Genomic DNA, 20,795 nt, shown 5'->3' with positions numbered 1-20,795 from the left:
ACTACCATTTACCACCACACACCACAAACAACACCAACAGTGCCACGCGACGAACTCACCCATATCATCAAAGAACTCGTCGCCCTCTCCGTAATCCCACTCGCACTAACAGCAATCCACCTCTTCTTTCCAACGGCTCGCCACACGTTGGCCCTCGCCCACGACGACCTTCACCTCCTCCCACTCTGGTTGTCGGCGTTCGTACACGTCAACTCCGGGCATCTGCTCTCGAACCTCACCGGCTACATCCTTGCCATCGTCCCGACCTACCTGGTGTACCTGCACTGGAACCGCAGGGGGCTGTTCTGGCACAGTGTCGCGCTCGCACTCCTGTTGGTCCCACCAGTCGTCAATCTCGGGAGTTTCGTCTACTTCACGTCGCAGGGGCTCGCGGAGGGGACCGTCTCCAGAGGGTTCTCGGGCGTCGTCGGCGCGTTCGCCGGGATGGGACTCGCTTCGGTCGTGGCCTTTGTCGCGGAAGTGTACGGGCTCCGGCGGGCGTACTGGCTGGCGCAGGCGGTGGTCCTCGCGGCCGGCGGCGTGATACTGGTGGGGCTGGTCGGTGGGCTGGAGCCGCTCCACGTGGGCCTGGTCGGGGTCGGGCTGGTGCTGTCGGTGACGGGGCTCATCGGGCCGGAACGGGACGTGCTGGCGCGAGCACGCCAGCAGTCCACCACACTCCTCGTGCTCGGCTACGCGGTCGGGATGTCACTTGTCGTGGTGTACCTGCTGTTCCCGTCGGACGTGGTCGGGGACGGTGGGGTGACGAACGTCGTGGCGCACGCGACAGGTATCGTGGTCGGGAGTGTGCTTCCCGGCGTGGCCAGGGTCGTTGCGGGCGCGGCGGTGTTGGTGGAGTAGCTGACCGACCGGCTGGAAATCGCTGGTCGGCACGAGAGAACCGGGTGGTTTCTCACGCATCGCTATGGGAGCCGAACCAGACGAGGGTTGGCCGTCGCTCGGAACGCCGGTCCCGTCCCGGTGCGGCCGTGAACCGGTGGCGGGTAGGCGTGGTCGACGACGACCGGGACGTGGACGGTCGATGGCCGGGAGTCCGTCTATTCTTCCTTCTGGTCGTCACTACCGAACGGGCGCGGCCGACCACTGCCGAATGGGCGGTCGCGGCCGTCAGGACTCCCGTCGAACGGGCCGTCGCCACGACCGCCGTCGAACGGCCACCGGCCGCCGCCTGGTCTTCCACCGCGACGGCCTTCACGGCAGACGTAGGCGTCGAAGCGGCGACTGTAGCGGCACTGGAACCGCGGGTTCCGCGGCGGGCGACGGCAGATGTAGGCGTCGAACCGGTCGCTGTACCGGCAGCCGCGTGGGCCGACACCACCACCGCCGCCTTCGCGGCAGATGTAGGCCTCGAACCGGGGGCTGTAGCGGCACTGGAACCGCGGGTTCCGCGGCGGCCGGTCGCAGATGTACGCGTTTATCCGGCGGTTGTACCGGCACCGGCGCGGGCCGGGTCCGGGTCGGTCGGTGTCGTCGTCGACCCGGCGACAGATGTACACGTTGAACCGTTCGTTGTATCGACACCGGATAAGCCCGGTCGTTATCGGGCGTTCCTGGCAGATGTAGGCGTCCAGACGGTCGCTGTACACGCACCCGCGCAGGCCGAACCGCGGGTCGCGGTCGGAGTCGTCCCGACCACCGCCGCCGAACCCGTCGCCATCCCGGCCACGTCCCCCCGGTCTCCCGTACTGTTCCAGAGTTGCCCTGGTACCGGGTTCGGTGGTCGCCGAGGCGATGCCGCTCCCGATACCGAGGCAGATGCTCCCGATGCCTATCTTTCGGACGAGGTCTCGTCTCGTCACACTTCGGTCTGGGCCTCTCATAGTCCATGAGGGAGAGATACTCTCCTCTCACAGAGACGGAGACGATGGACGGGAATAGCCTCGCGGCGAAGTGAACGTAACCCGGCAACCACCGAGTTTCTTCGAGTCACGTGATTTCCTCCCGGTTAGTCTCCCCGAGGAACAGGTCTCGAACGCACTACACTGCGCCTGCCGGGACCGTCCCAGTCGCGTAGAGGGTGAGGTTGCCGCCGACCCAGAGTACGACGATGAGAGCGACCAGCTTCCCACGCGAGAGGTCGACGCCGAGACGGCGGAACAGGCGACGGCGTGTCGGCGGGAGCGAGACGGCTCCTGCCGCGGTCGCGAGGATGCCAGACGCCAGGACGCCGACGTTGGCCTCCGAGAACGCGATGAGGAGGACGCCAAAGCCCGTGAACAGCGCGAGGAGCCCGAACGCCCACGCGACGAGAGTCGATACCGTCTCGAACAGGCCACCCGACGACCGCGACGCCGTCACGTCCCAGTCGTCGTCCGAGTTGTCGCTCGAGACGGATGGCTCGCGGATGGCTGCGAGGTCGGTGCCATCGCAGTTCGGGCACACGGTCTTCTGTTCGGGGTAGCGGGAACCACACGACTTGCAGAGGTACTCGACGGACGGGGGCGATTCCCGCCATCGCTCTGTCACCGGCTGTGGCCCGCCACCGCTCGTCGGTCGTTCGGAGCCGCCCCTTGCAGGGCCGGGGCTTCTCACGGACCCCGGTCCCGTGGGCTGGTCGTCGGTTTCGACCGACTCTCTCGTCTCTCCGTCGTCCGCGTCTCCGACCCGGACGAGGTTCTCGCCGGCACAGCGCAGACAGGGTGGATTGTACGACTCGTGGACGTGCCCACAGTTGGCACAGCGCCATCGGTCGTCGCCAGCAGTGTCCATGTCGCTAGCGTGTCACTGTGTGACGACAAAGGTTCCGCCACGAGTCGCCGGCCAGCCGAACTTGTCCCACACCTGTCCAGCAGCAGGTACTTGCGCGGTGCCCGTCTGGATTCCACCATGCGAGCAGCAAGCGCGACAGTACACATCGACGCCGGGGTCGGCGTGAACGAGGACACGGCGACCGTGACCGAGGGTGCGGCGTGGGTCCTCGATGGGGCGACAGGCCTCGGCGACGAACGACACACGCCGGGGGCGACCGACGCGACCTGGTACGTCGACCGCGTGGACCGCTACCTCCGCGAACACGTCCACGACGACGCGCCGCTAGAGCGAGTGCTCCGGGAGTGCGTGAAGACGGTCGCCGCCGAGTTTCGCGAGCTCGCCGGCGACGTGGACCCGGCGAGTGAACCATCTGCTGCCGTCGCGGTGGCGCGCTGGAACGACGACAGCGAGGTGGTCGAGTACGCGGTGCTCGGTGACGCGAGCGTCGTGTTCCGGTTCCCGAGCGGCGACGTCGAGGCGATTCACGGCCACGGCCCCCGCGACCACGACGCCGAGACGGTCGCCGAACTCGCCCGGCTGAAGCGCGAGGACGGACTCACGCACGCGGCGGCGTTCGAGGCCATGGTACCCCGGTTGCGAGAGATTCGCGCCGCGAAGAACACGCCCGAAGGGTACTGGATCCTGAGTATAGAGCCCGACGCGACCGACCACGCGACGACCGGTATCGTCGAAGACGTCGCCGGAGTGAGCCTGTTCACCGACGGGTTCGAGCCGCTGGTCGACCCGTACGAAGTGTTCGGCGACTGGGCAGAGGCGACCGCGTTCGTCCACGAGCACGGACCGGTCGATGCCGTCTCGCACCTTCGCGAGTTCGAGCGCGCGGACGCCGACTGTGAGACCGCTCCACGGTTCAAGCGACACGACGACGTGGCCATCGCCGTGGTCTCGTTCGCCGAGCGGTGACCCCCACCAGCACCGACAGTGCTAAGTAACTGAATCGTCGTCTATTGCATGAATCCTAACGGGCAGAACCGTGTCTGGCACATTCACTGACGTTCTCCCGGACGCTGCGTTGTCGCGTCATCGGGACCTGCTCGTCGCCGGCCCGAGTCGTGAGACCGTCTGGCCGGTACCGAGTCGCATCCTCGCCAGTGCAGTGACCCCAGACGACGGACTGTCGGTCGTGACGACGCGCACGGCCGCCCGGACGATGGTCGACCGACTCGTGCGTGACGTGCCCGCGCTCCAGCGCGACCAGACGGGTGTTATCGACTGCACGCCGACGCACGACGAGGTGCGTTCGAACCCTCGAGAGCGGTACTGGAGCGTCCCGTCGCCGGTTGACCTGACCGGGACGAGCATGGCCGTCCACGACTGTATGGAGACGCTGTGGGAGCAGGGTGTCGAGGACCAGCACATGGTGTTCGACTCGCTGTCGAGCGTCCTCATGTCCACCGACTCGGAGACCATCATGCGCTATGCCCACCAGTTGCTCTTGCTCGCGAACGCGACCAACGCCGTGTCCGTATTCCCCATCTACACGAACGTGACCGACGGGACGGACTTCGAGCGTCTCAAACACCTGTTCGACGGGATGATTCGGGTTCGTCGACGGAACGGCACGAGAGAGGTTCGCTGTGTCGGTATCGCGGACGCAGCCGAGGGCTGGGTCACCATCGACGACGCGGATATCACCTCGGAGGCAGAGGCCGACTGAGGGACCGACACCGCCAGAGACACCATCGAATCGGCGTGCTGAGGGACGATTCCTCTTATCAGGGAGTCTCGCCTAGGTAATTACATGGTCGAAATCGAGACCGAAGAACAAAAGACACGGGCGGAGATCGCTGCCTGTCTCCGCATCCTCGCCGACCAGTTCGAGCGAGATGGAGAGGTACGGGTCCGCCTCGGAGGTGAGGACCTGACCTTCGACCCGGCCGACACGGTGAACGTCAGGCTGGAGTCGGAGTCGGAACTGTCGCCGGAGTCCGTCCGGATGTATCGCCGCGTCGGGTTCGACATCGAGTGGCTCCAGCCGATTCCGGTCCACACGGACCGGGCCGACACCCACACGCTGTGAAGTGCGGCGAGACCATGTCTTCTCCTGCAGGGTCGGTATTCTCACCGAGTCACGACTGCCGGGTCGAACCGGCGACCGGGTGACAGTCAGGCGAAACAGCGTGTGGAGTTCGAACTGGGCGTGTGGAGTTCGAACTGGTGTGGTGGCACGACGCGACCACCGGGGAGGAGACGTGACTGGCGCGTCAGTCGCAGGTGCCGAACGGCCAGGACTGCCGTCTGCGCTTACTCCTGCTTCGCGCCGGGGTTGCTCACCGCGCCGTTGGCGGCGGAGCCGAAGTCACGGCAGTACTTCGCGAGCACGCCGGTCGTGTACGACGGTTCCGGTTCGTCGCGCGCGTCGAGGCGTGCCTGAATCTCCTCGTCGGAGACGTCCACGGAGAGTTCGCGGTTCGGGATGTCGACGGTCACCACGTCACCGTCTTCGAGTGCCCCGATGGGACCGCCGGCGTAGGACTCGGGGGCGACGTGGCCGATCATCGGGCCGCGGGTCGCGCCGGAGAACCGGCCGTCGGTGAGCAGCGCCACGTCGTCCTCGTGGCCGGCACCGACCACCGCGGCAGTGACGCCGAGCATCTCGCGCATTCCGGGACCGCCCTGGGGTCCCTCGTTCCGAATCGCGATGACGTCCCCGGATTCGATGTGGCCCTCCTGGACGTACTGCATCGCGTCCTCCTCGTTCTCGAAGACGCGGACCGGGCCCTCGTGGTAGAAGTTGTCCTCGCCGGTGACCTTGAGGACCGCGCCGTCGGGCGCGAGGTTGCCGGTCAGAATCTTGATGGCGCCCTCCTCGTGGAGTGGGTCGTCGACCGGGTAGAGGAAGTCCACGTCGATGTCCTCGTCGGCGGGGAGGTCACCCTCGGCTTCCAGATGCTCGATTTCCTCGGCCATCGTTCTCCCCGTCACGGTCATGGCGTCGCCGTGGAGGTAGCCGCCCTCCAGTAGGCGACGGAGCACGACCGGGACGCCGCCGACTTCGTGGAGGTCGTTCATCACCTTCGTGCCGCCGGGCTGGAGGTCGGCGATCTTGGGTGTGCGCTTCGAGATTTCGTCGAACTCCTCGATGGAGAGGTCGATGCCGGCTTCGGCGGCCAGCGCGAGCAGGTGGAGCACGGCGTTCGTGGAACCGCCGATGGCGACCTGGAGTGCGATGGCGTTCTCGAAGGACGCCTTCGAGAGGATGTCGCTGGGGCGGCGGTCCTCGTTTACGACTTCGAGCGCGAGTTCGCCTGCACGCCGGGCGACTTCGTAGCGTTCCTCGTCCTCGGCGGGCGGGCTGGCGGACCCCAGTGGAGCCATCCCCAGCGCCTCGGAGATGGAGGCCATCGTGTTCGCGGTGAACATCCCGCCACAGGAGCCCGCGCCGGGGCAGGCGTGCCGTTCGAGGTCGTCGAGTTCGTCCTCGGTCATGTCGCCGGAAGCGACCGCGCCGACGCCCTCGAAGACGTTCTGGACGGTGACCTCGCGCCCCTCGTGCTCGCCGGGCATGATGGAGCCGCCGTAGAGGAACACCGAGGGCAGGTCGGTGCGGATGGACGCCATCAGCATCCCGGGGAGGTTCTTGTCACAGCCGGCGACGGTGACGAGGGCGTCCATGCGCTCGCCGAAGCTGACGAGCTCGACGGAGTCGGCGATGACCTCGCGGGAGATGAGCGAGGCCTTCATGCCCTCGGTCCCCATCGAGATGGCGTCCGAGATGGTGATGGTGCCGAACTCGATGGGCATGCCATCGGCGTTCTCGACGCCCTCGATGGCGGCGTCGGCCACGTCGTCGAGGTGGACGTTACACGGTGTGATGTCGGCGGCGGGGTTCGCGACACCGACCATCGGGGAGGAGAGGTCGGCGTCGTCGTATCCCATCGCACGGAACATCGCCCGGTGCGGGGCGCGTTCCGGTCCCTCCGTGACCTCGCGGCTTCGGAGGTGTTCGGGTTTGTCCGGTCGGTCGTTCATGCTCGGGTGGTAGCTACGAGACGCCTTAAGTCCCGCCGACGGGACAGATGTTGCTGTCGACCGGCGGGGCGGTCACCGGGTCGAGACGAGGATGCCCCAGTGCCGGTTATCGCTACTGGCCACATCCAACTACAACACCGATTGTTTGTAATATAGTCGGTATAACCTTAATCTATATTCGGGTGAAAAACTAGTGGTTTTATCTATTATGTACTATTACTTCGTTCTTGTATGTCAGAGGAAGACAGCCACACCCCGGCATCACACGCTTCCGACCAACCTACGACGACACGGCGCGGCGCGCTTCGCGGCATCGGCGCGGGCATCCTCGGTACCGTCGGCGGCGGTGCCGCCCTCGCGGCGAACAGCGAACCCGTCAGCGCGGCCGCTGGCGAGGACGCGGTGCTCCAGTACTACCACACTCCCTGGACCGAGATCACCGGGAACATGAGCAAGGTCGCGGACGCGGGCTACGCGGCCATCCAGGTGCCACCGCCACAGAAGAGCAAACTGAGCTGGGAAGACCAGGACGAGAACCAGCACCCGCCGCTGGGCTACCAGCCCATCGACAACGACTCCTTCGACAGCGCGTTCGGGACCGAAGCCGAGTACCGCGAGCTGATCTCGACCGCCCACCAGCACGGCATCGAGGTGTACGCCGACATCGTGCTCAACCACATGGCGTACATCGGGGACGGCGAGTTCGACTTCCCCGAGTTCTCCCGGCCGGACTTCCACGACTGCCGCTCCATCGACGACTGGAACGACCAGTGGCAGGTCGAGAACTGCGACCTCCTCGGGCTCAAAGACCTCGAGCAGGAGTCCTCGTACGTCCGCGGCGAACTCAAAGAGTACATGGGCAAGATCGCCGACTGTGGCGCGGACGGCCTGCGCTACGACGCGGCCAAGCACGTCCCCAAGTGGTTCTGGCGCGACTACGCGAACCAGTGGGCCGACGAGTTCGGGCTCGACTACCGCGTCGCCGAGGTGTTCCACAGCGACCGAGACTACGTCGCACCCTACGCGGACACCGGCATGAGCGTCACCGACTACCCACTGTACAACGCCATCCAGGGCGCGTTCAGCGACGGCGGGAGCTTCCACGACCTCGACGGTGCCGGGGTCGTCAACCAGAACCCGTTCGCTGCCCAGACGTTCGTCGCGAACCACGACAGCGACTTCCCGCAGTACACCGACCTCGCGCGTGCCTTCGTCCTCACCTACGAGGGGTACCCACGCCTGTACAAGGCCGGGCTGGAAGACGCCTACGTCAATCAGTTGCTCTGGATTCGCAACAACCTCTGTGGCGGGAACGCGTACACCCGGTACGTCGACGACGACCTCTACATCTACGAACGCTACCAGAACGTGCTCGTCGGACTCAACAAGACCGACCAGTGGCGCGGCGAGTGGGTGTACACGGGCTGGACGAACACCACCCTGAAAGACTACTCTGGCAGCGCTGCCGACGAGACCGTCAACGGTGACGGCTGGGTTCAGGTCTGGTTCCCGCCCATGGGCTACGCCGCGTTCGCGCCGTACTGACCCGACATCCGCCACGAGTACCGTCACCCGACACCCGCCACGAGTACTGCCACCCGGCAGAGCCGATCCCACGGTACAATCCGTCTCACGGCACAATTCGTCTCACGGCATACCCTGTCCCACGACACACGCTCACTGTCATCCCCTTCGCGAGACACTCCGCGATTTCAGACGGCGATTTCAGGTTCGAGACCCTGACCTGGAGGCAGGACCGTCGTCTCGGATTTCAAAACCTTCTTGCGCGGCGCAAGTAGACGGACCAACATGGACCCCGTCGTCGCCGTCGCACACTACCCCGAAGGAGCGGGTCACGCCACCCGCATGCTCGCGGTGGCACAGGCCCTCGAATCCCGTGGGGCGTCAGTCCACCTCGCAGGAGGTGGCCCCGGACAGAAGTTCGTCGAGTCACAGGGCTACGACGAGTTCGTCCCCGCGACCGTCGACTACATCGGCGACTACCAGGACGGTGGGAACCTCCTCCGGGTCCTCACCCACAGCGTCCCGATGAGTGGCAAGCGCGTCCTCGACTACGTCGGCTGGCTCCGTCGACTCGACCCGGACGCGCTCGTGACAGACGACATGTTCGCCGCGATGGCCGCAACCCTGACCGACACGCCCCTCCACGTCCTCACGCACAACTCGCCGTACTTCTACGATGCGGTCGTCGAGGAAGTGTTCACCTGGCTCCTGACGAAGTACCAGCTCGGATCCGGCGAGCAGTTCCTCTATCCCGCAGTGTGGCCGGCCTGCGCTTCTGACCCGAAAGGAGTCACACACATCCCCCCTGTCGCACTGGAGGGGAACGGCGAAGCCGACCCCGACCCGATGGACGCGATCCTCGTCCCAAGCCACTACTCGCACGGGTTCGACGCGCTGGAGCGGACGCTCACCGACGAAGGCCACGACGTGACCCGGGTCGGGAGCGACGAGTGGGAGTCAGTTCCGGCCATGCTCCCCTACCTCGAAGCTGCCGACGTGGTCGTCTGTTCGGGGTACTCGACGGTGATGGAAGCGGCCGTCGCTGGAACGCCGTGTGTCATCTGGCCGTTCACCGACGAACAACACGGCGTGTCCCGGGTCATCGAGAAGACCGGCGTCGCCGGGTTCCAGGTGGAACACTCCATCCCGCACGTGGCACGTGCGGTGCGCCAGCCACCCGAGGAACCCAAGTTCGAGAACGGCGACGATACAGCCGCCGAGTACATCCTCCGCGCGCTCTGAAGCCGACCTGCGTTCACACCGCTGGTAGCGTCTCTCCTGTCACGCCGACACCGGATACCGTTGCCACCGCCGCAACCGTTTCTCATTCTCCCCCGTACATGTGCGTATGGCAGTCGTTTCGACCGGTGCACGCCTTCACTTTGGCTTCCAGAACCTCTCGTTGGCGCACGAGCGTCTCTACGGGGGGCTGGGCGTCGGCCTCGCGGAGCCGCGCGCACGAATCGAGGCGACACGTGCGGACTCGCTTCGCTGTGACGACCCGGACGTCGAGCGGTACGCCGAGCGGGTGCTCGACGTCCTGGACCTCCCCGGGGCGGTGGTCCGCGTGGAGGACCGACTTCCGCGTCACGTCGGACTCGGCAGCGGGACCCAACTCGCGCTGGCGACGCTCGTCGCTGTCGCGGCGGCGTACGGCCGCGAGGTCGACGTTCGGGCGCTTGCCCCCCACCTCGGGCGTGGCGGCCGCTCCGGCGTCGGCGTGGCGACGTTCGAATCGGGCGGCTTCGTCGCCGACGCTGGCCACCCGACCACGCGGTTCACGACTGCACCGCCAGCCGACGGCGAGTGGACCGTCCCGGCGGTGGCGGCGCGACACGAACTCCCGGCCGATTGGCGGTTCGTCCTCGCCATCCCCGACGTGCCGGCAGGACGGAGCGGTTCACGCGAGAACGAGAGCATGCGGGCCGTGGTCGAACGCGCCGAGGCGTCGGTGGCTGACGACATCGCGGGAATCGTCACGCGACGGCTGCTCCCGGCCGTCGCGGAGGGGAGACTCGACGCCTTCGGGACGGCCGTGAGCGAAATCGGCCGACTCAACGGGGCGTGGTACGCCGACGAACAGGGTGGCGTGTTCCGTCCACCTGTCGGAACCATCGTCGGCGAGCTCGCCGAGTCGGAGGCACTGACGGGCGTCGGGCAGTCATCGTGGGGGCCGACGGTGTACGGGTTGACCGACCGCTCCCGGGTCGAGGACGCTCGCGCCGCGGCAGAGCGGGCGCTCGACGCGGCCGACGTGGAGGGGCAGGTGCTCGTCTGCCGGCCGGGCAATTCGGGGGCGTGGGTCGACGCTGGGACGCGCGTCGACCCCGACATGCGGTGAGCGTGGCCGGGTGGGGTTCGGGCTGCTAGCGAACAGACGGCTACTGTGACTCACGCGACGGCTAGCCGTGCAACCGCAGCCCGCCGCGTGGTGACTCGTCAGGACATGGCGGGGCTGGTCCCGTGTTCGTATTTGAACTGTGGGGTGGTCAGCCGTGTCTTCGATGTCGTGATGGCTGGTGTCGAAAAGCAGTTCACTCGCGCTGGCGTCCGTGACCGCCCTGCACCCTCCCCAGCCGATTCCGATGCTCGTGGTTCGAGAGCGCAAAGCGCTCTCGTCATCACCGGAATCAACGATTCCGGTTAGCAGCCAGAATCTCTGATTCTGGCCACATCACGAGACGGCAACGTCGTCTTGAACGACTTCACTCCGATTTGCGCCGTTTCGCTGCGCTTCTCATCCCTCGCGCTTCCGCCACCGACTCGCTGTCGTTCGGACCGGCGGCCGCGCGCGCCGCGTGGAAATTTCGAACACAGGCCCCCAGCCCACCCGCCGTAACGGTTACTTGTACCCGTCACGACTGCCGGGGTATGGAGCGGCTGCCGATGGGCATCTCGCGGCTGGATTCGATGATTGGCGGGGGTGCGCCCCCGGGGAGCGTCGTCCTTCTCGCGGGGGAGGTGGGCGCGGGTGCTCGCGAGTTCGTCTACACGAGCGTCGCGATGAACGGACTCGCCCGGGAGAACGCGGAGTTGTTCGACCTGTACTACGGGAGCTTACACAGCAACGCGTCGGTCCCGGAGGAGATCCACTACGTCTCGTTCACGGCCGAGCGCGAGGCACTCGTCGAGGAGATGGGGTTCACGATGGACGACGAACTCGTTGATACGGGGACCGTCCCCGTCGATTTCGTCGACCTCTCCCAGCACTACTTCCAGCTCTCACAGGTTCCCCGGGAGTGGTACGCCGACGCGACCAGCGACATCACGTCGCTGGGCGACAGGGACCGACGGAGTACGCTCGACGCGGTCGGCGAGTATCTCAACCACAACGCTGCGGGAAGTCTGGTCGTCATCGATTCCGTGACCGACCTGCTGAGCGCGGCCGAAGAGCAGATGGACTGGAACCAGATTACGCTGCTGATGAAGGGACTGAAGAAGGCGTCGTACCGGTGGGGTGGCCTCATCCTGTTGCTCGTCAACATCGAGGCCCTCTCCGAGCACCAGCTCGGCCGACTGATGGACGCCGTCGACGGGTCGCTGGTGTTCCGGTGGGAGTCGGGGGGATCCGAGCGGGCGCGGACCCTCGTCGTCAAGCAGTTCCGGGGCGTGCTCTCCCGGCTGGAGGACGAGAACATCATCCAGTTCGAGACCGAGATTCACGACGGCGGGTTCGACATCAGCGACGTGCGAAAAATCCGGTGAAGACGCGTTTTCGTCGGCGACAATCCTTAAGAGTATCCCCTGCTAAATCCGGCTGAATGGCGAGCGAGGAGCAGGTCGACCTCTCCGTGCAGCTTCCGCCGGACCTGGGGGAGTGGCTTCACGAACAGGCTGCCGCACAGGACACCGACCCAGACGAACTGCTCCAGCAGCTGCTATCGGCGTACAGGACAGTCTCGGCGGTGGACGACGACCGTCCCGCGTACGACTTGCCGGAGCTCCTCGACGCACACAGTGACGAAATAGACGCGCGATTCGACGCCCAGCACGAGGAGTTCATGGAACTCATCCAGGACGTCCGTGAGCGCGTCATCCAGGTCAAACACGAGACGGACCAGAAGGCACCGGCCGGCCACACCCACGAGGAACTCGAGGCGAGCCTGTCCCAGGTCGACGAACTGGCCGAGACAGTCAGTGCACTCGACGAGCGACTGGAGACCGTCCGCGCGGACCTCGACGCTGGCTTCCAGAACTACGAGGACATCCTCGAGTATCTGGTCGCGACGACCGACGACATCGACGGGAAGCTCCTGAAACTCGCCCGGGTGACCGTCGACCTCCGCGGGGAGGTGTCCCGACTCGCGGCCGCCGAATCCCGCCGCGCCGGTGCCGAAGCGTTACAGCTCGCGGCAAACCGCGAAGGCATCGACCGGGCGAAGTGCGAAGAGTGCGATTCGACGGTGAGGCTGGCGCTGTTGAACGAAGCGGCCTGCCCACACTGTGCGAGTCCGTTCAGCGATGTCGAGCGCAGTACCTCGTTCGGGCCGTTCGGTTCACACCGGTTGCTGACCGGTGACCCGCCGGCGTTGCCCGAGAGCGACCACTCGCCAGTGGACGACGGGCTCGCCGAGGAGTTCTTCGAGGATACCGAAGACGCCCCCGAGTTCCAGACCGGTGGTGACGTCGATGAGTGACGGTGACGACGACGCCCCGCTCGCCGACCTGCACGAGACGGTGGTCGACGGCGCTGGCGAGGTAGACGACGCGGACGACGCGGACGGGATGGACGACGACACAGACGACGAGCAGTCCACGGTGCGGGCCGAAATCGTGGCCGACGAGACGGACTCGTCGGCGGCGGCCCCCGATACCGACCTCGAGACGGACGACGAACCTACCGTGCGGTCCGGCCCACTCAGCGACATGGCCGACGACCTGGCGGACCGGCGTCGTGGGGGGGAGGCCACGGACGACGACGACCTGTTCGAGTCGGTCGACGTCGGCGAGGTGGACCCGGACGAACTCTGGGAGCAGGTCGACGCCGACCAGTCCACCGTCGAGCCCGAACCCCACAGTGAGGAGGTCCGCACCATCTCGAAGAGCAAGTACTGCCAGCGCTGTGAGTACTTCGCCGACCCACCCGAGGTCGCCTGCCATCACGCGGGCACGACCATCCGCGAGGAGGTGGACATGGAACACTTTGAAGTAGCGGACTGCCCGAAGGTTCTCGAAGACGAACGACTCGAAAACGTCTGAGACACAATGCAATTCTGTGACGACTGCGGTTCGATGATGAAGGCACAGGGCGACGAATGGGTCTGTTCGAGTTGCGGGGCCACCGAGGGTCGGAACCGGGACGACGAGGCCGACTTCGTGACCACCGAGGCACAGACCGACAGCGAGGTCATCGAGACCGAGGAGAACGCCGAGTTCGAGGGGAAGCCGACCGCGACCGACGTGACCTGTGACAACTGTGGCACGCAGAAGGCGTGGTACTACATCCAGCAGACGGCCTCGGCGGACGAACCGCCGACGCGCTTTTTCAAGTGCACGGAGTGCGGGAAGAAGTGGCGCGGCTACAACTGAGCCAGTTGAACAGTCACGCTCTGTAACGAATTTTTACTCTACATCGAGTGGCAATTTTCTCTCCAGACTGGACCATTATAGGGGGCGCCGCCGTATCCCATGGTATGACCTTGCACGACAGGGACGTGCGACAGGACGTCAGGGAGCTTGGTGCCCTCCTTGGTGACGTACTCGAATCGCAGGCCTCCCGTGGCGCGTTCGAAGCCGTCGAATCGATCCGCGAACAGGCCATCGACTACCGCCGAGACGAACTCGACAGTCGTGACGAACTGGAGCGCGAACTCGACACGCTCACACCCGAACTGGAGAGCATCGTCGCGCGGGCGTTCACGACGTACTTCGAACTCATCAACCTCGCCGAGGAGCGCGAACGCGTCAGGGCGGTTCGGCGGGCCAGCCAGGATGGGATTCCGGCGGACGGTATCGAACACGCCGTCGAAGAGCTGGCCGAGACCGACCCCGAGACCGTCCAGCAGGTGCTCGACGACGTGCTCATCGAGCCGACGTTCACCGCGCACCCGACCGAGGCACGCCGGAAGACGGTGAAAGCGAAGCTCCGGTCGGTCGCGGACCACCTGGAGACGCTGGACGAACATCGGCTCACCGACGACGGCAAAGAGCGCGTCGAGCGCGACCTCGACGCCGAAGTGACGAGCCTGTGGCAGACGCCGCAGGTCCGCAAGCGTCGGCCCCACCCGACCGACGAAGCCCGGAACGTCCAGTGGTACCTCGAGAACACGCTGTTCGACGTCGTCGGCGAGGTGTACGACGACCTCGAAGAGGCGCTTGGCGACGAGTTCGACGACCTCGACGTGGACAAACTGTTCGAGTTCCGGTCGTGGGCCGGGAGCGACCGTGACGGCAACCCCTTCGTCACGCCCGAGGTGACGACGGACACGCTGGAACGCCAGCGCCGCGTCGTGCTGGACCGGTACCGCCGCGAACTGAAGTCGTTGTCAGGAATCCTGAGCCAGGACGGGGCCCGCGTCGACGTGGGCGAGGCGTTCACCGAGTCCCTGGAGGCAGACCGCGAGCGCCTCCCCGGCGTCGCCGAGACGGCCGAGGAGCGCTACCCGAACGAGCCGTACCGCCAGAAACTGAAGCTCATGCGGGAGAAACTCGACCGGGTGACCGACGTCCGGCCCGGCGGCTACGAGTCCGCGGACGAACTCGCGGCCGACCTCGACGTGCTCGTCGAGAGCCTCGAAGCGAACGGTGCGGACTCGGTGGTCGCCTCGCACCTCGAACCGGTCCGTCGACAGGTGGCGACGTTCGGTTTCTCGCTGGCGAGTCTGGACCTGCGTGACCATCAGGAGAACCACACCGAGGCCGTCGCCGAGGCCCTTGCCCGGAGCGGCGTCGACTACCACGACAAGAGCGAGGACGAGCGCGTCGAGTTGCTCACGAAGGCCGTCTTGCAGGACGAACCCATCGTCGACGTGACCGACCGGGAAGGCCTCTCGGAGACCGCCGCACGCGTCCTGCGCCGGTTCGACTGTCTGGCCGACTGGCAAGACGAGTACGGCACCCACGCCATCGACACCTACGCCATCTCGATGACGGACGAGCCCTCGCACGTCCTCGAAGTGCTGTTCCTCGCGGACCAGGCGGGCGTCGTCCAGTTGCCGGAGTACTGCGGACTCGACATCGTCCCCCTGCTGGAGACCGAACGCGCCCTCTCCGGTGCCCGGCGCATCATGGGTACGCTCTTCGAGAACGAGGCGTACCAGCAGGCGCTCGAAGCCCGCGGTGGCACCCAGGAGATAATGCTCGGGTACTCCGACTCGAACAAGGAGAACGGCTTCCTCGCGGCGAACTGGTCGCTGTACAAGAACCAGCGCCGCCTCGCCGACATCTGTGACGAGTTCGACGTGACCCTGCGCCTGTTCCACGGCCGTGGCGGCTCTATCTCGCGTGGCGGCGGCCCGATGAACGAGGCGTTGCTCGCGCTGCCGAACCGGACCATCACCGGGCAGGTGAAGTTCACCGAGCAGGGCGAGGCAATCGCCGAAAAGTACGCGAACCGCCGGGTCGCAAAGCGCAACATCGAACAGATGCTGAACGCCCAGCTCCGGGCGCGCAAGAACGCCATCGAGAAGCCCGACGAGTCCATCCCCGAGGAGTGGCTCGACGCGATGGAGACGATGGCCGACGCGGCCCGCGACGAGTACCGCGGCCTGCTGGAGACCGAGGGCTTCGTCCAGTACTTCGAGCAGGCGACGCCCATCACGGTCATCGAGGACCTCAACCTCGGCTCCCGCCCGGCCTCGCGCTCGGGCGAGCGCACGGTCGAGGACCTCCGGGCCATCCCGTGGGTGTTCTCGTGGACCCAGTCGCGGTGTATCCTGCCGGGCTGGTACTCGCTGGCGACCGGGATGGACGCCTACCTGGACGAGGGCGGCGACGTGGAGACGCTCCAGGAGATGTACGACTCCTGGGCGTTCTTCCGCTCGATGCTCGACAACGCGGCGCTCGCGCTCGCGCGGACCGACCTCGACATCACCCAGCACTACGCCGACCTCGCAGACGCCGACCTGCGCGAACGGTTCTTCCCCCGCGTCAGCGGCGAATACGAGCGTGCGACCGACCTCGTGAAGACGGTCGCCGACCGCGACGAACTGTACGCACGAGAGTGGTTCGGCGAGAGTCTGGAGCGGCGAAACCCCTACGTGGACCCGCTGAATCTGCTCCAGACCCGGCTGCTCCAGCAGACCCACCGGACCGAAGAGGAAGAACAGACCCTGCGGCTCACCGTGAAAGGAATCGCGGCCGGGATGAAAAACACCGGCTGATTTCGGCCCCGGTCACTTCGTAGGTAGGTGTAACCCTTTTAGAAGACCCATCGTAACACCCGGACGAGGACACGATGGACCCGACAGACACGATTTCGGCAGAGTCACAGCAACGCGGTGCAGACACGTGCGAAGTCTGTGGGGACCCGGTGAACACGAGCGAGTGGCACCCAGCGACGACCGAGACGACGGCCGATGGCGACGTCGTCATCGTCTCGTTCTGTGGTGAGGCCTGTCGTGAGCACTGGCAGCTCGAGGAGTGACGGACACGAGGGGGGAATCGAGGCGGCCACAGCAGGCTGGCCGCCTGACATGGGGGAGTTCGGGTGCTTTTGCCCAGGACTGCAGTCGTCCCGGTATCGGTAGCGACGACGGAGTACAGCATGGCTTCGACCCCTTTCCTGTTAGGTGGGCTATCACTCCACGTCGCGAACGTACTCGGCGTTCCCGTCGAAGAGGTCCGAGAGGAGTTTCTGTTCGGCCGTGCGCAGGTGCTCGTGGAAGGTCGGTGAGGAGATATCGAGTGCGGCTGCGATGTCCTCGGCGTCGCTTCGTCGCGGCCACTCGAAGTAGCCCGCGTAGAGTGCTGTCTCGATGGCCTCGCGCTGTCGGTCGGTGAGTTCGTCCTCCAGTGCCGACCGCAGTTCGGCGATTCGGCGCTCGGGGCGTTGCTGTTCACGTTTCGCCCGCATGTCGACGCGCTCAAACAGGTCCTCGAACGACCCGACGATCGACCGAATCGAGGCAGATTTCGGGAGTTCAGCCAGCAGACGGGCTCTGCTGCCTTCGAGAACCAGGGTCCGCAACGTCCCGCCGTGGTCGGCGAGTAGTGTCGAAATGGGTGGGTCCACGATGGTCAGGGTAAGGAGCGTCTCGTCGCCGTCCTCGTCGACGATGGTCACGTCCTGGATGGCCTCGCTCTCGGTCGCTCGTTCGGCGATGACGTCGACGTCGCCGCGTGTCACGGTGAAGTACTCGACGAAGGTGTGGTCGTCAAGTGCGGTGGCACCGTCGAGTTCGAGTCGCGCGTCCGCGTCCGCGACCGCCTGGAAGAACGTCCAGTCGGCCGCGACGAGTTCGAGTTCGAGTTCGATGGTCTGGTCGGCGATGAGGGCCGCGCGGCGTTCGGTCGCGCTGAACGCCAGGCCGACGACGCTCCGGAGCTGTGAGAGCGCGTCGACGACACCCTCGGTGAACGCGCGCGGGGGCCCGGCGTAGATTTCGAGGACGCCGTAGAGCGTGTCCTTGTAGACGAGTGGGACCGCGGCAGCCGACCGGAAGCCCGAGTCGACCACCGCATCGCAACAGGGACCGAACGTGTCGTCTGTCTGGAAATCGTCGACGACCTGTACCTCGCGGGTCCGCGCTGCCGCGACGGCGGGCGATTCCACCCCCTCGGGCTGGTCGCTGTCGAATCCGACTGCTGTCGCGGACGGGCCGTCACCCGCGGCGGCGACCGGTTCGAGGTCACTCGGCGTCCGTGTGGTGCGGCCCAGCCAGACGTAATCGAACTGTGGTGACTCGACCAGTTCCTCACAGACGAGCCGTTCGACCGCCTCGCGGTTGGCCGCCTCGACCAGCGCCTCGTTGATACCGTGGACGACCCGGTTCAACTGGGCGACACTCTCCAGTTCGGCCCGCCGACGCTCCAGTTCCTGCTCGCGCTCTTTGCGCGCCGTCACGTCCCGGAAGTACACCGAGAGCCCCGTCTCGGAGGGGTACGCCCGAACCGAGAACCACGTCTCCAGTGGCGGGAAGTACTCCTCGAACGCGACGGACTCCTGGGTCTCGAGCGCCCGTTCGTACTGCGCCTGGAACGTGGAGTTGACGGCCTCGGGGAAACGCTCCCAGACGTTGTCACCGACGACGGTGTCGGGGTCGACGTCGAGGAGTTCGGCGGCGTGTTCGTTGACGTACTGGAAGTCGAAGGCGGTATCGAGTGCGAAGAACGCGTCCGTGACCCGCTCGAAGTGGGATTCGAGTTCCGTCTCGAGGCGCTTTCGCTGGGAGATGTCGCGGACGATGCCGGTGTGGTACCGGCCGTCTTCGCCAGTGAAGGTCCCGAACGTCGTGAGGACTGGAATCTCGTAGCCGTCGGCGTGGCGAACGTCGAGCTGGGCGGTCTGCCACTGGAGCGACGGTCTGGCCTCGCCCGTAATCGGGTCGAGGACGGCGTCGGTTGCCTCCGTCTCGGAGAACACGAGCGAGAGCGAGGAGCCGACCAGGTCCGACCGGTCGTACCCGAACAGCGTGCTGGCGGCCGGATTCACGTTGGTGATGACACCGTCGTCGTCGACGGTCACGACGGCGTCCTGGGAGTGCTGTGCGAAGACCCCGAACCGGTCGACGGCCTCGTCACCGTCCGACGGGGCGGCGAGTCCGCTCGTCGCCGAGACGTAGGTGGCGAGTTCGCGGAAGGGGACCTGCTGACCCGGTTCGAGCGTGTGGACGATGCTCTCCGGGAGCAGGTCGGGTGGGACCGCTTCGGCGTCGTCTGCCAGCAGGACGAACGGGACGTCGGCGAACTCCTCTCGTAGCGAGTGACAGAGGGCCGGGTCGTCGATGCCGTCGACACCGACGTCGGCGATGACGCAATCGAACTCGTCGGTGTCGAGTCGCTCTCCGACGCCCCTCAACGACTGCTCCGTGACCACGGACAGCGGGAGCCCGCCACCAGGGTCCGGTGGCGAAGGAACACGCTCATTTGACAGAAATAAAACATTGAACTCGCTGACCATCTCGTTGCCAAAGATGGGGTCCAGACGATGTTAAATGCATCGCGGGGGGAACGTTCGGAATCGGAGAACGTCGCCGCGTTCGACGCCGGTTTCTGGAGGTCCCGGAGGCGAGAGAGGGTGCGCTCTCGGGTCGACCGAGCGGTGGGAACGACTAGCCGTCAGACCGCATCTCGAACGGCGATGACAGGTCGTCGGGGAGTGCCGCCATCGTCTCTTCGTCGAGTGCAGTCCGTGCCGCTTCGCGCATCCGTCCCAGTCGTCGTCGAAGCCGCCGAAGCTGGTCGTTGGACGCGGCGTCACGGTACTCGAGGCGTTCCAGCACCGAGAGCGTCGACTGCAGTGCGTAGTACTCGCGGACGTGTTCGTCATCGATGGCCGCGAGTGCCGCCAGTCGGTCGACCGTCCCGACCACCGTCTCCCGGTCGACCGGCTTCAGGAGGTACTCGTCGAAGGGAACGTCGAGCAGGTCGAACGCCGGGCTGACCGCCGTGACGATTGCCACGAGACAGGGGGACTCGCGTGCCCGGAGTTCGCGGGCGACTTCGTCGCCGGAGACCGACGGCATCCGACGGTCGAGCAGCACGACGTCGACCCGGGGGCCGTACCGGTCGATGGCAGTCTCCCCGTCGCCGACCAGTTCGACGTCGTACTCGTCGCCGAGCCAGAGCGCGTACGTCTCGGCGAGGTCGGCGTCGTCGTCCACTACGAGGACGGTGGTCTCCTGCTCGGGTGCACCGTCGGCGGTCGAACCGATACCTGACATGAACTACGTGACCTCCCAGTATCACGTCTTTCGACACTCCCCCACCAGATAACCCGGCCTACACACCTTGGGACGGCGAGACCGCCGCCTCTTTGAGCACCGAGGACCGAGTACCGACGATGACAGACCCCCGGCGCGTCGAGGTGCACCCCGGCTGTGAGGTCGTCGTCGAGTTCGACCCCGACCTCACGTTCGAGTGCGTCGAGGATTGCACCTGGTGTTGTACCCACGGCGTCTTGCTGTACGAACCCGACTTCTTCGAGCTCGCAGAACGGGCCAATCTCAGCGAGGCGACCACCGAGTTCCGGGGCCACGACTTCGTCCGGACCGAGGAGAAAGACCGCGACGAACACGTCGACGAGGACGGTCGTGCCTGCTACTTCCTCCGCGAGGACGGTCTCTGCTCGCTCCACCTCGAACACGACTGGAAGCCGGCACGCTGCTCGGTGTTCCCGCTCGCGGTGACCGTCGAAGACGACGGGTTACACGTCGACATTCGAGAGTCTGCCCACGAGCACTGCGAGGGGCTCGACGTCTCCGACCGGAAGGTCATCGACAACCTCGATGCGTTCCTGCCGGAGGTGCTCTGGGAGATCGAGGACCCGACCAGTGACGTGGCGCTGTAGGCCACACCTGCGGGCCAAACCTGTCTAGGTCCGACTCCCTTCCGACTCCCGGGACAGC

The 20,795-nt window shown here is 66.0% G+C and carries 19 protein-coding genes; 14 read left to right on the top strand and 5 right to left on the bottom strand.

The window, feature by feature from the left end; genetic code table 11:
* The first annotated feature begins 39 nt into the window (after nt 1–39).
* A complete protein-coding gene (locus tag ACSC1R_RS00920; protein ID WP_439027189.1) occupies nt 40–861 on the top strand; it encodes a hypothetical protein in 822 nt (273 codons plus the stop codon).
* Nucleotides 862–1,058: 197 nt separating this feature from the next.
* On the opposite strand, the gene ACSC1R_RS00915 is transcribed toward ACSC1R_RS00920, so the two are convergent.
* Both ACSC1R_RS00915 and ACSC1R_RS00910 read right to left on the bottom strand, forming a co-directional pair.
* On the bottom strand, nt 1,059–1,820 hold the full coding sequence (locus tag ACSC1R_RS00915) for a hypothetical protein (RefSeq protein ID WP_439027188.1): 762 nt from the start codon (nt 1,818–1,820) through the stop codon (nt 1,059–1,061).
* A gap of 178 nt (nt 1,821–1,998) precedes the next feature.
* Nucleotides 1,999–2,730 carry a hypothetical protein gene (locus ACSC1R_RS00910; protein WP_439027187.1) on the bottom strand — a complete coding sequence of 244 codons (732 nt, stop codon included), beginning with the start codon at nt 2,728–2,730 and terminating at the stop codon, nt 1,999–2,001.
* A gap of 117 nt (nt 2,731–2,847) precedes the next feature.
* On the opposite strand from ACSC1R_RS00910, the gene ACSC1R_RS00905 reads away from it, so the two are divergent.
* The 3 genes from ACSC1R_RS00905 (at nt 2,848) to ACSC1R_RS00895 (ending at nt 4,813) form a co-directional block, all read left to right on the top strand.
* Nucleotides 2,848–3,696 (top strand): protein phosphatase 2C domain-containing protein, encoded by an 849-nt coding sequence (locus ACSC1R_RS00905; protein ID WP_439027186.1) that lies wholly within the window; start codon nt 2,848–2,850, stop codon nt 3,694–3,696.
* 70 nt (nt 3,697–3,766) lie between these two features.
* On the top strand, nt 3,767–4,450 hold the full coding sequence (locus tag ACSC1R_RS00900) for a DUF7504 family protein (RefSeq protein WP_439027185.1): 684 nt from the start codon (nt 3,767–3,769) through the stop codon (nt 4,448–4,450).
* A gap of 84 nt (nt 4,451–4,534) precedes the next feature.
* Nucleotides 4,535–4,813 carry an amphi-Trp domain-containing protein gene (locus ACSC1R_RS00895; RefSeq protein WP_439027184.1) on the top strand — a complete coding sequence of 93 codons (279 nt, stop codon included), beginning with the start codon at nt 4,535–4,537 and terminating at the stop codon, nt 4,811–4,813.
* 224 nt (nt 4,814–5,037) lie between these two features.
* On the opposite strand, the gene ilvD is transcribed toward ACSC1R_RS00895, so the two are convergent.
* Nucleotides 5,038–6,765: a dihydroxy-acid dehydratase gene (gene ilvD, locus ACSC1R_RS00890; RefSeq protein ID WP_439027183.1), complete on the bottom strand. Its 1,728-nt coding sequence runs from the start codon at nt 6,763–6,765 to the stop codon at nt 5,038–5,040.
* 231 nt (nt 6,766–6,996) lie between these two features.
* Between ilvD and ACSC1R_RS00885 the strand changes: the two genes are divergently transcribed.
* The 9 genes from ACSC1R_RS00885 (at nt 6,997) to ACSC1R_RS00845 (ending at nt 16,873) form a co-directional block, all read left to right on the top strand.
* Nucleotides 6,997–8,310, top strand: a complete 1,314-nt coding sequence (locus ACSC1R_RS00885) for an alpha-amylase domain-containing protein (protein ID WP_439027182.1) — start codon at nt 6,997–6,999, stop codon at nt 8,308–8,310.
* Nucleotides 8,311–8,574: 264 nt separating this feature from the next.
* Entirely contained in the window at nt 8,575–9,531 is a 957-nt protein-coding gene (locus tag ACSC1R_RS00880) for a glycosyltransferase (protein WP_439027181.1), read from the top strand.
* Nucleotides 9,532–9,637: 106 nt separating this feature from the next.
* The gene (locus ACSC1R_RS00875; RefSeq protein WP_439027180.1) at nt 9,638–10,630 is read left to right on the top strand and encodes a beta-ribofuranosylaminobenzene 5'-phosphate synthase family protein; all 993 of its coding nucleotides are present in this window, start codon (nt 9,638–9,640) and stop codon (nt 10,628–10,630) included.
* A gap of 530 nt (nt 10,631–11,160) precedes the next feature.
* Entirely contained in the window at nt 11,161–11,994 is an 834-nt protein-coding gene (locus ACSC1R_RS00870; RefSeq protein ID WP_439027179.1) for an RAD55 family ATPase, read from the top strand.
* Between the two features lie 56 nt (nt 11,995–12,050).
* Nucleotides 12,051–12,926 (top strand): hypothetical protein, encoded by an 876-nt coding sequence (locus ACSC1R_RS00865; protein WP_439027178.1) that lies wholly within the window; start codon nt 12,051–12,053, stop codon nt 12,924–12,926.
* On the top strand, nt 12,919–13,488 hold the full coding sequence (locus tag ACSC1R_RS00860) for a hypothetical protein (protein WP_439027177.1): 570 nt from the start codon (nt 12,919–12,921) through the stop codon (nt 13,486–13,488). Before ACSC1R_RS00865 ends, ACSC1R_RS00860 begins: the two co-directional genes overlap by 8 nt.
* A 6-nt stretch (nt 13,489–13,494) precedes the next feature.
* Nucleotides 13,495–13,818 (top strand): transcription factor S, encoded by a 324-nt coding sequence (locus ACSC1R_RS00855; RefSeq protein ID WP_439027176.1) that lies wholly within the window; start codon nt 13,495–13,497, stop codon nt 13,816–13,818.
* Between the two features lie 104 nt (nt 13,819–13,922).
* Nucleotides 13,923–16,610 carry a phosphoenolpyruvate carboxylase gene (ppc, locus tag ACSC1R_RS00850; protein WP_439027175.1) on the top strand — a complete coding sequence of 896 codons (2,688 nt, stop codon included), beginning with the start codon at nt 13,923–13,925 and terminating at the stop codon, nt 16,608–16,610.
* 74 nt (nt 16,611–16,684) lie between these two features.
* Nucleotides 16,685–16,873, top strand: a complete 189-nt coding sequence (locus ACSC1R_RS00845; protein ID WP_439027174.1) for a DUF7576 family protein — start codon at nt 16,685–16,687, stop codon at nt 16,871–16,873.
* Nucleotides 16,874–17,026: 153 nt separating this feature from the next.
* On the opposite strand, the gene ACSC1R_RS00840 is transcribed toward ACSC1R_RS00845, so the two are convergent.
* Together ACSC1R_RS00840 and ACSC1R_RS00835 are read right to left on the bottom strand one after the other, a co-directional pair.
* A complete protein-coding gene (locus ACSC1R_RS00840) occupies nt 17,027–19,246 on the bottom strand; it encodes a bacterio-opsin activator domain-containing protein (RefSeq protein ID WP_439027173.1) in 2,220 nt (739 codons plus the stop codon).
* A gap of 253 nt (nt 19,247–19,499) precedes the next feature.
* The gene (locus ACSC1R_RS00835) at nt 19,500–20,111 is read right to left on the bottom strand and encodes a response regulator transcription factor (protein WP_439027172.1); all 612 of its coding nucleotides are present in this window, start codon (nt 20,109–20,111) and stop codon (nt 19,500–19,502) included.
* A gap of 119 nt (nt 20,112–20,230) precedes the next feature.
* On the opposite strand from ACSC1R_RS00835, the gene ACSC1R_RS00830 reads away from it, so the two are divergent.
* Nucleotides 20,231–20,737, top strand: coding sequence for a hypothetical protein (locus tag ACSC1R_RS00830; protein ID WP_439027171.1), 507 nt, complete (start codon nt 20,231–20,233; stop codon nt 20,735–20,737).
* Nucleotides 20,738–20,795 lie beyond the last annotated feature (58 nt).

Origin of the sequence: Haloarchaeobius ordinarius (assembly GCF_051801355.1) — an archaeon.
Classification (GTDB): domain Archaea; phylum Halobacteriota; class Halobacteria; order Halobacteriales; family Natrialbaceae; genus Haloarchaeobius.
Note: the sequence above shows the minus strand (reverse complement) of the source record. Positions and strands in the feature narration are given on the sequence as shown.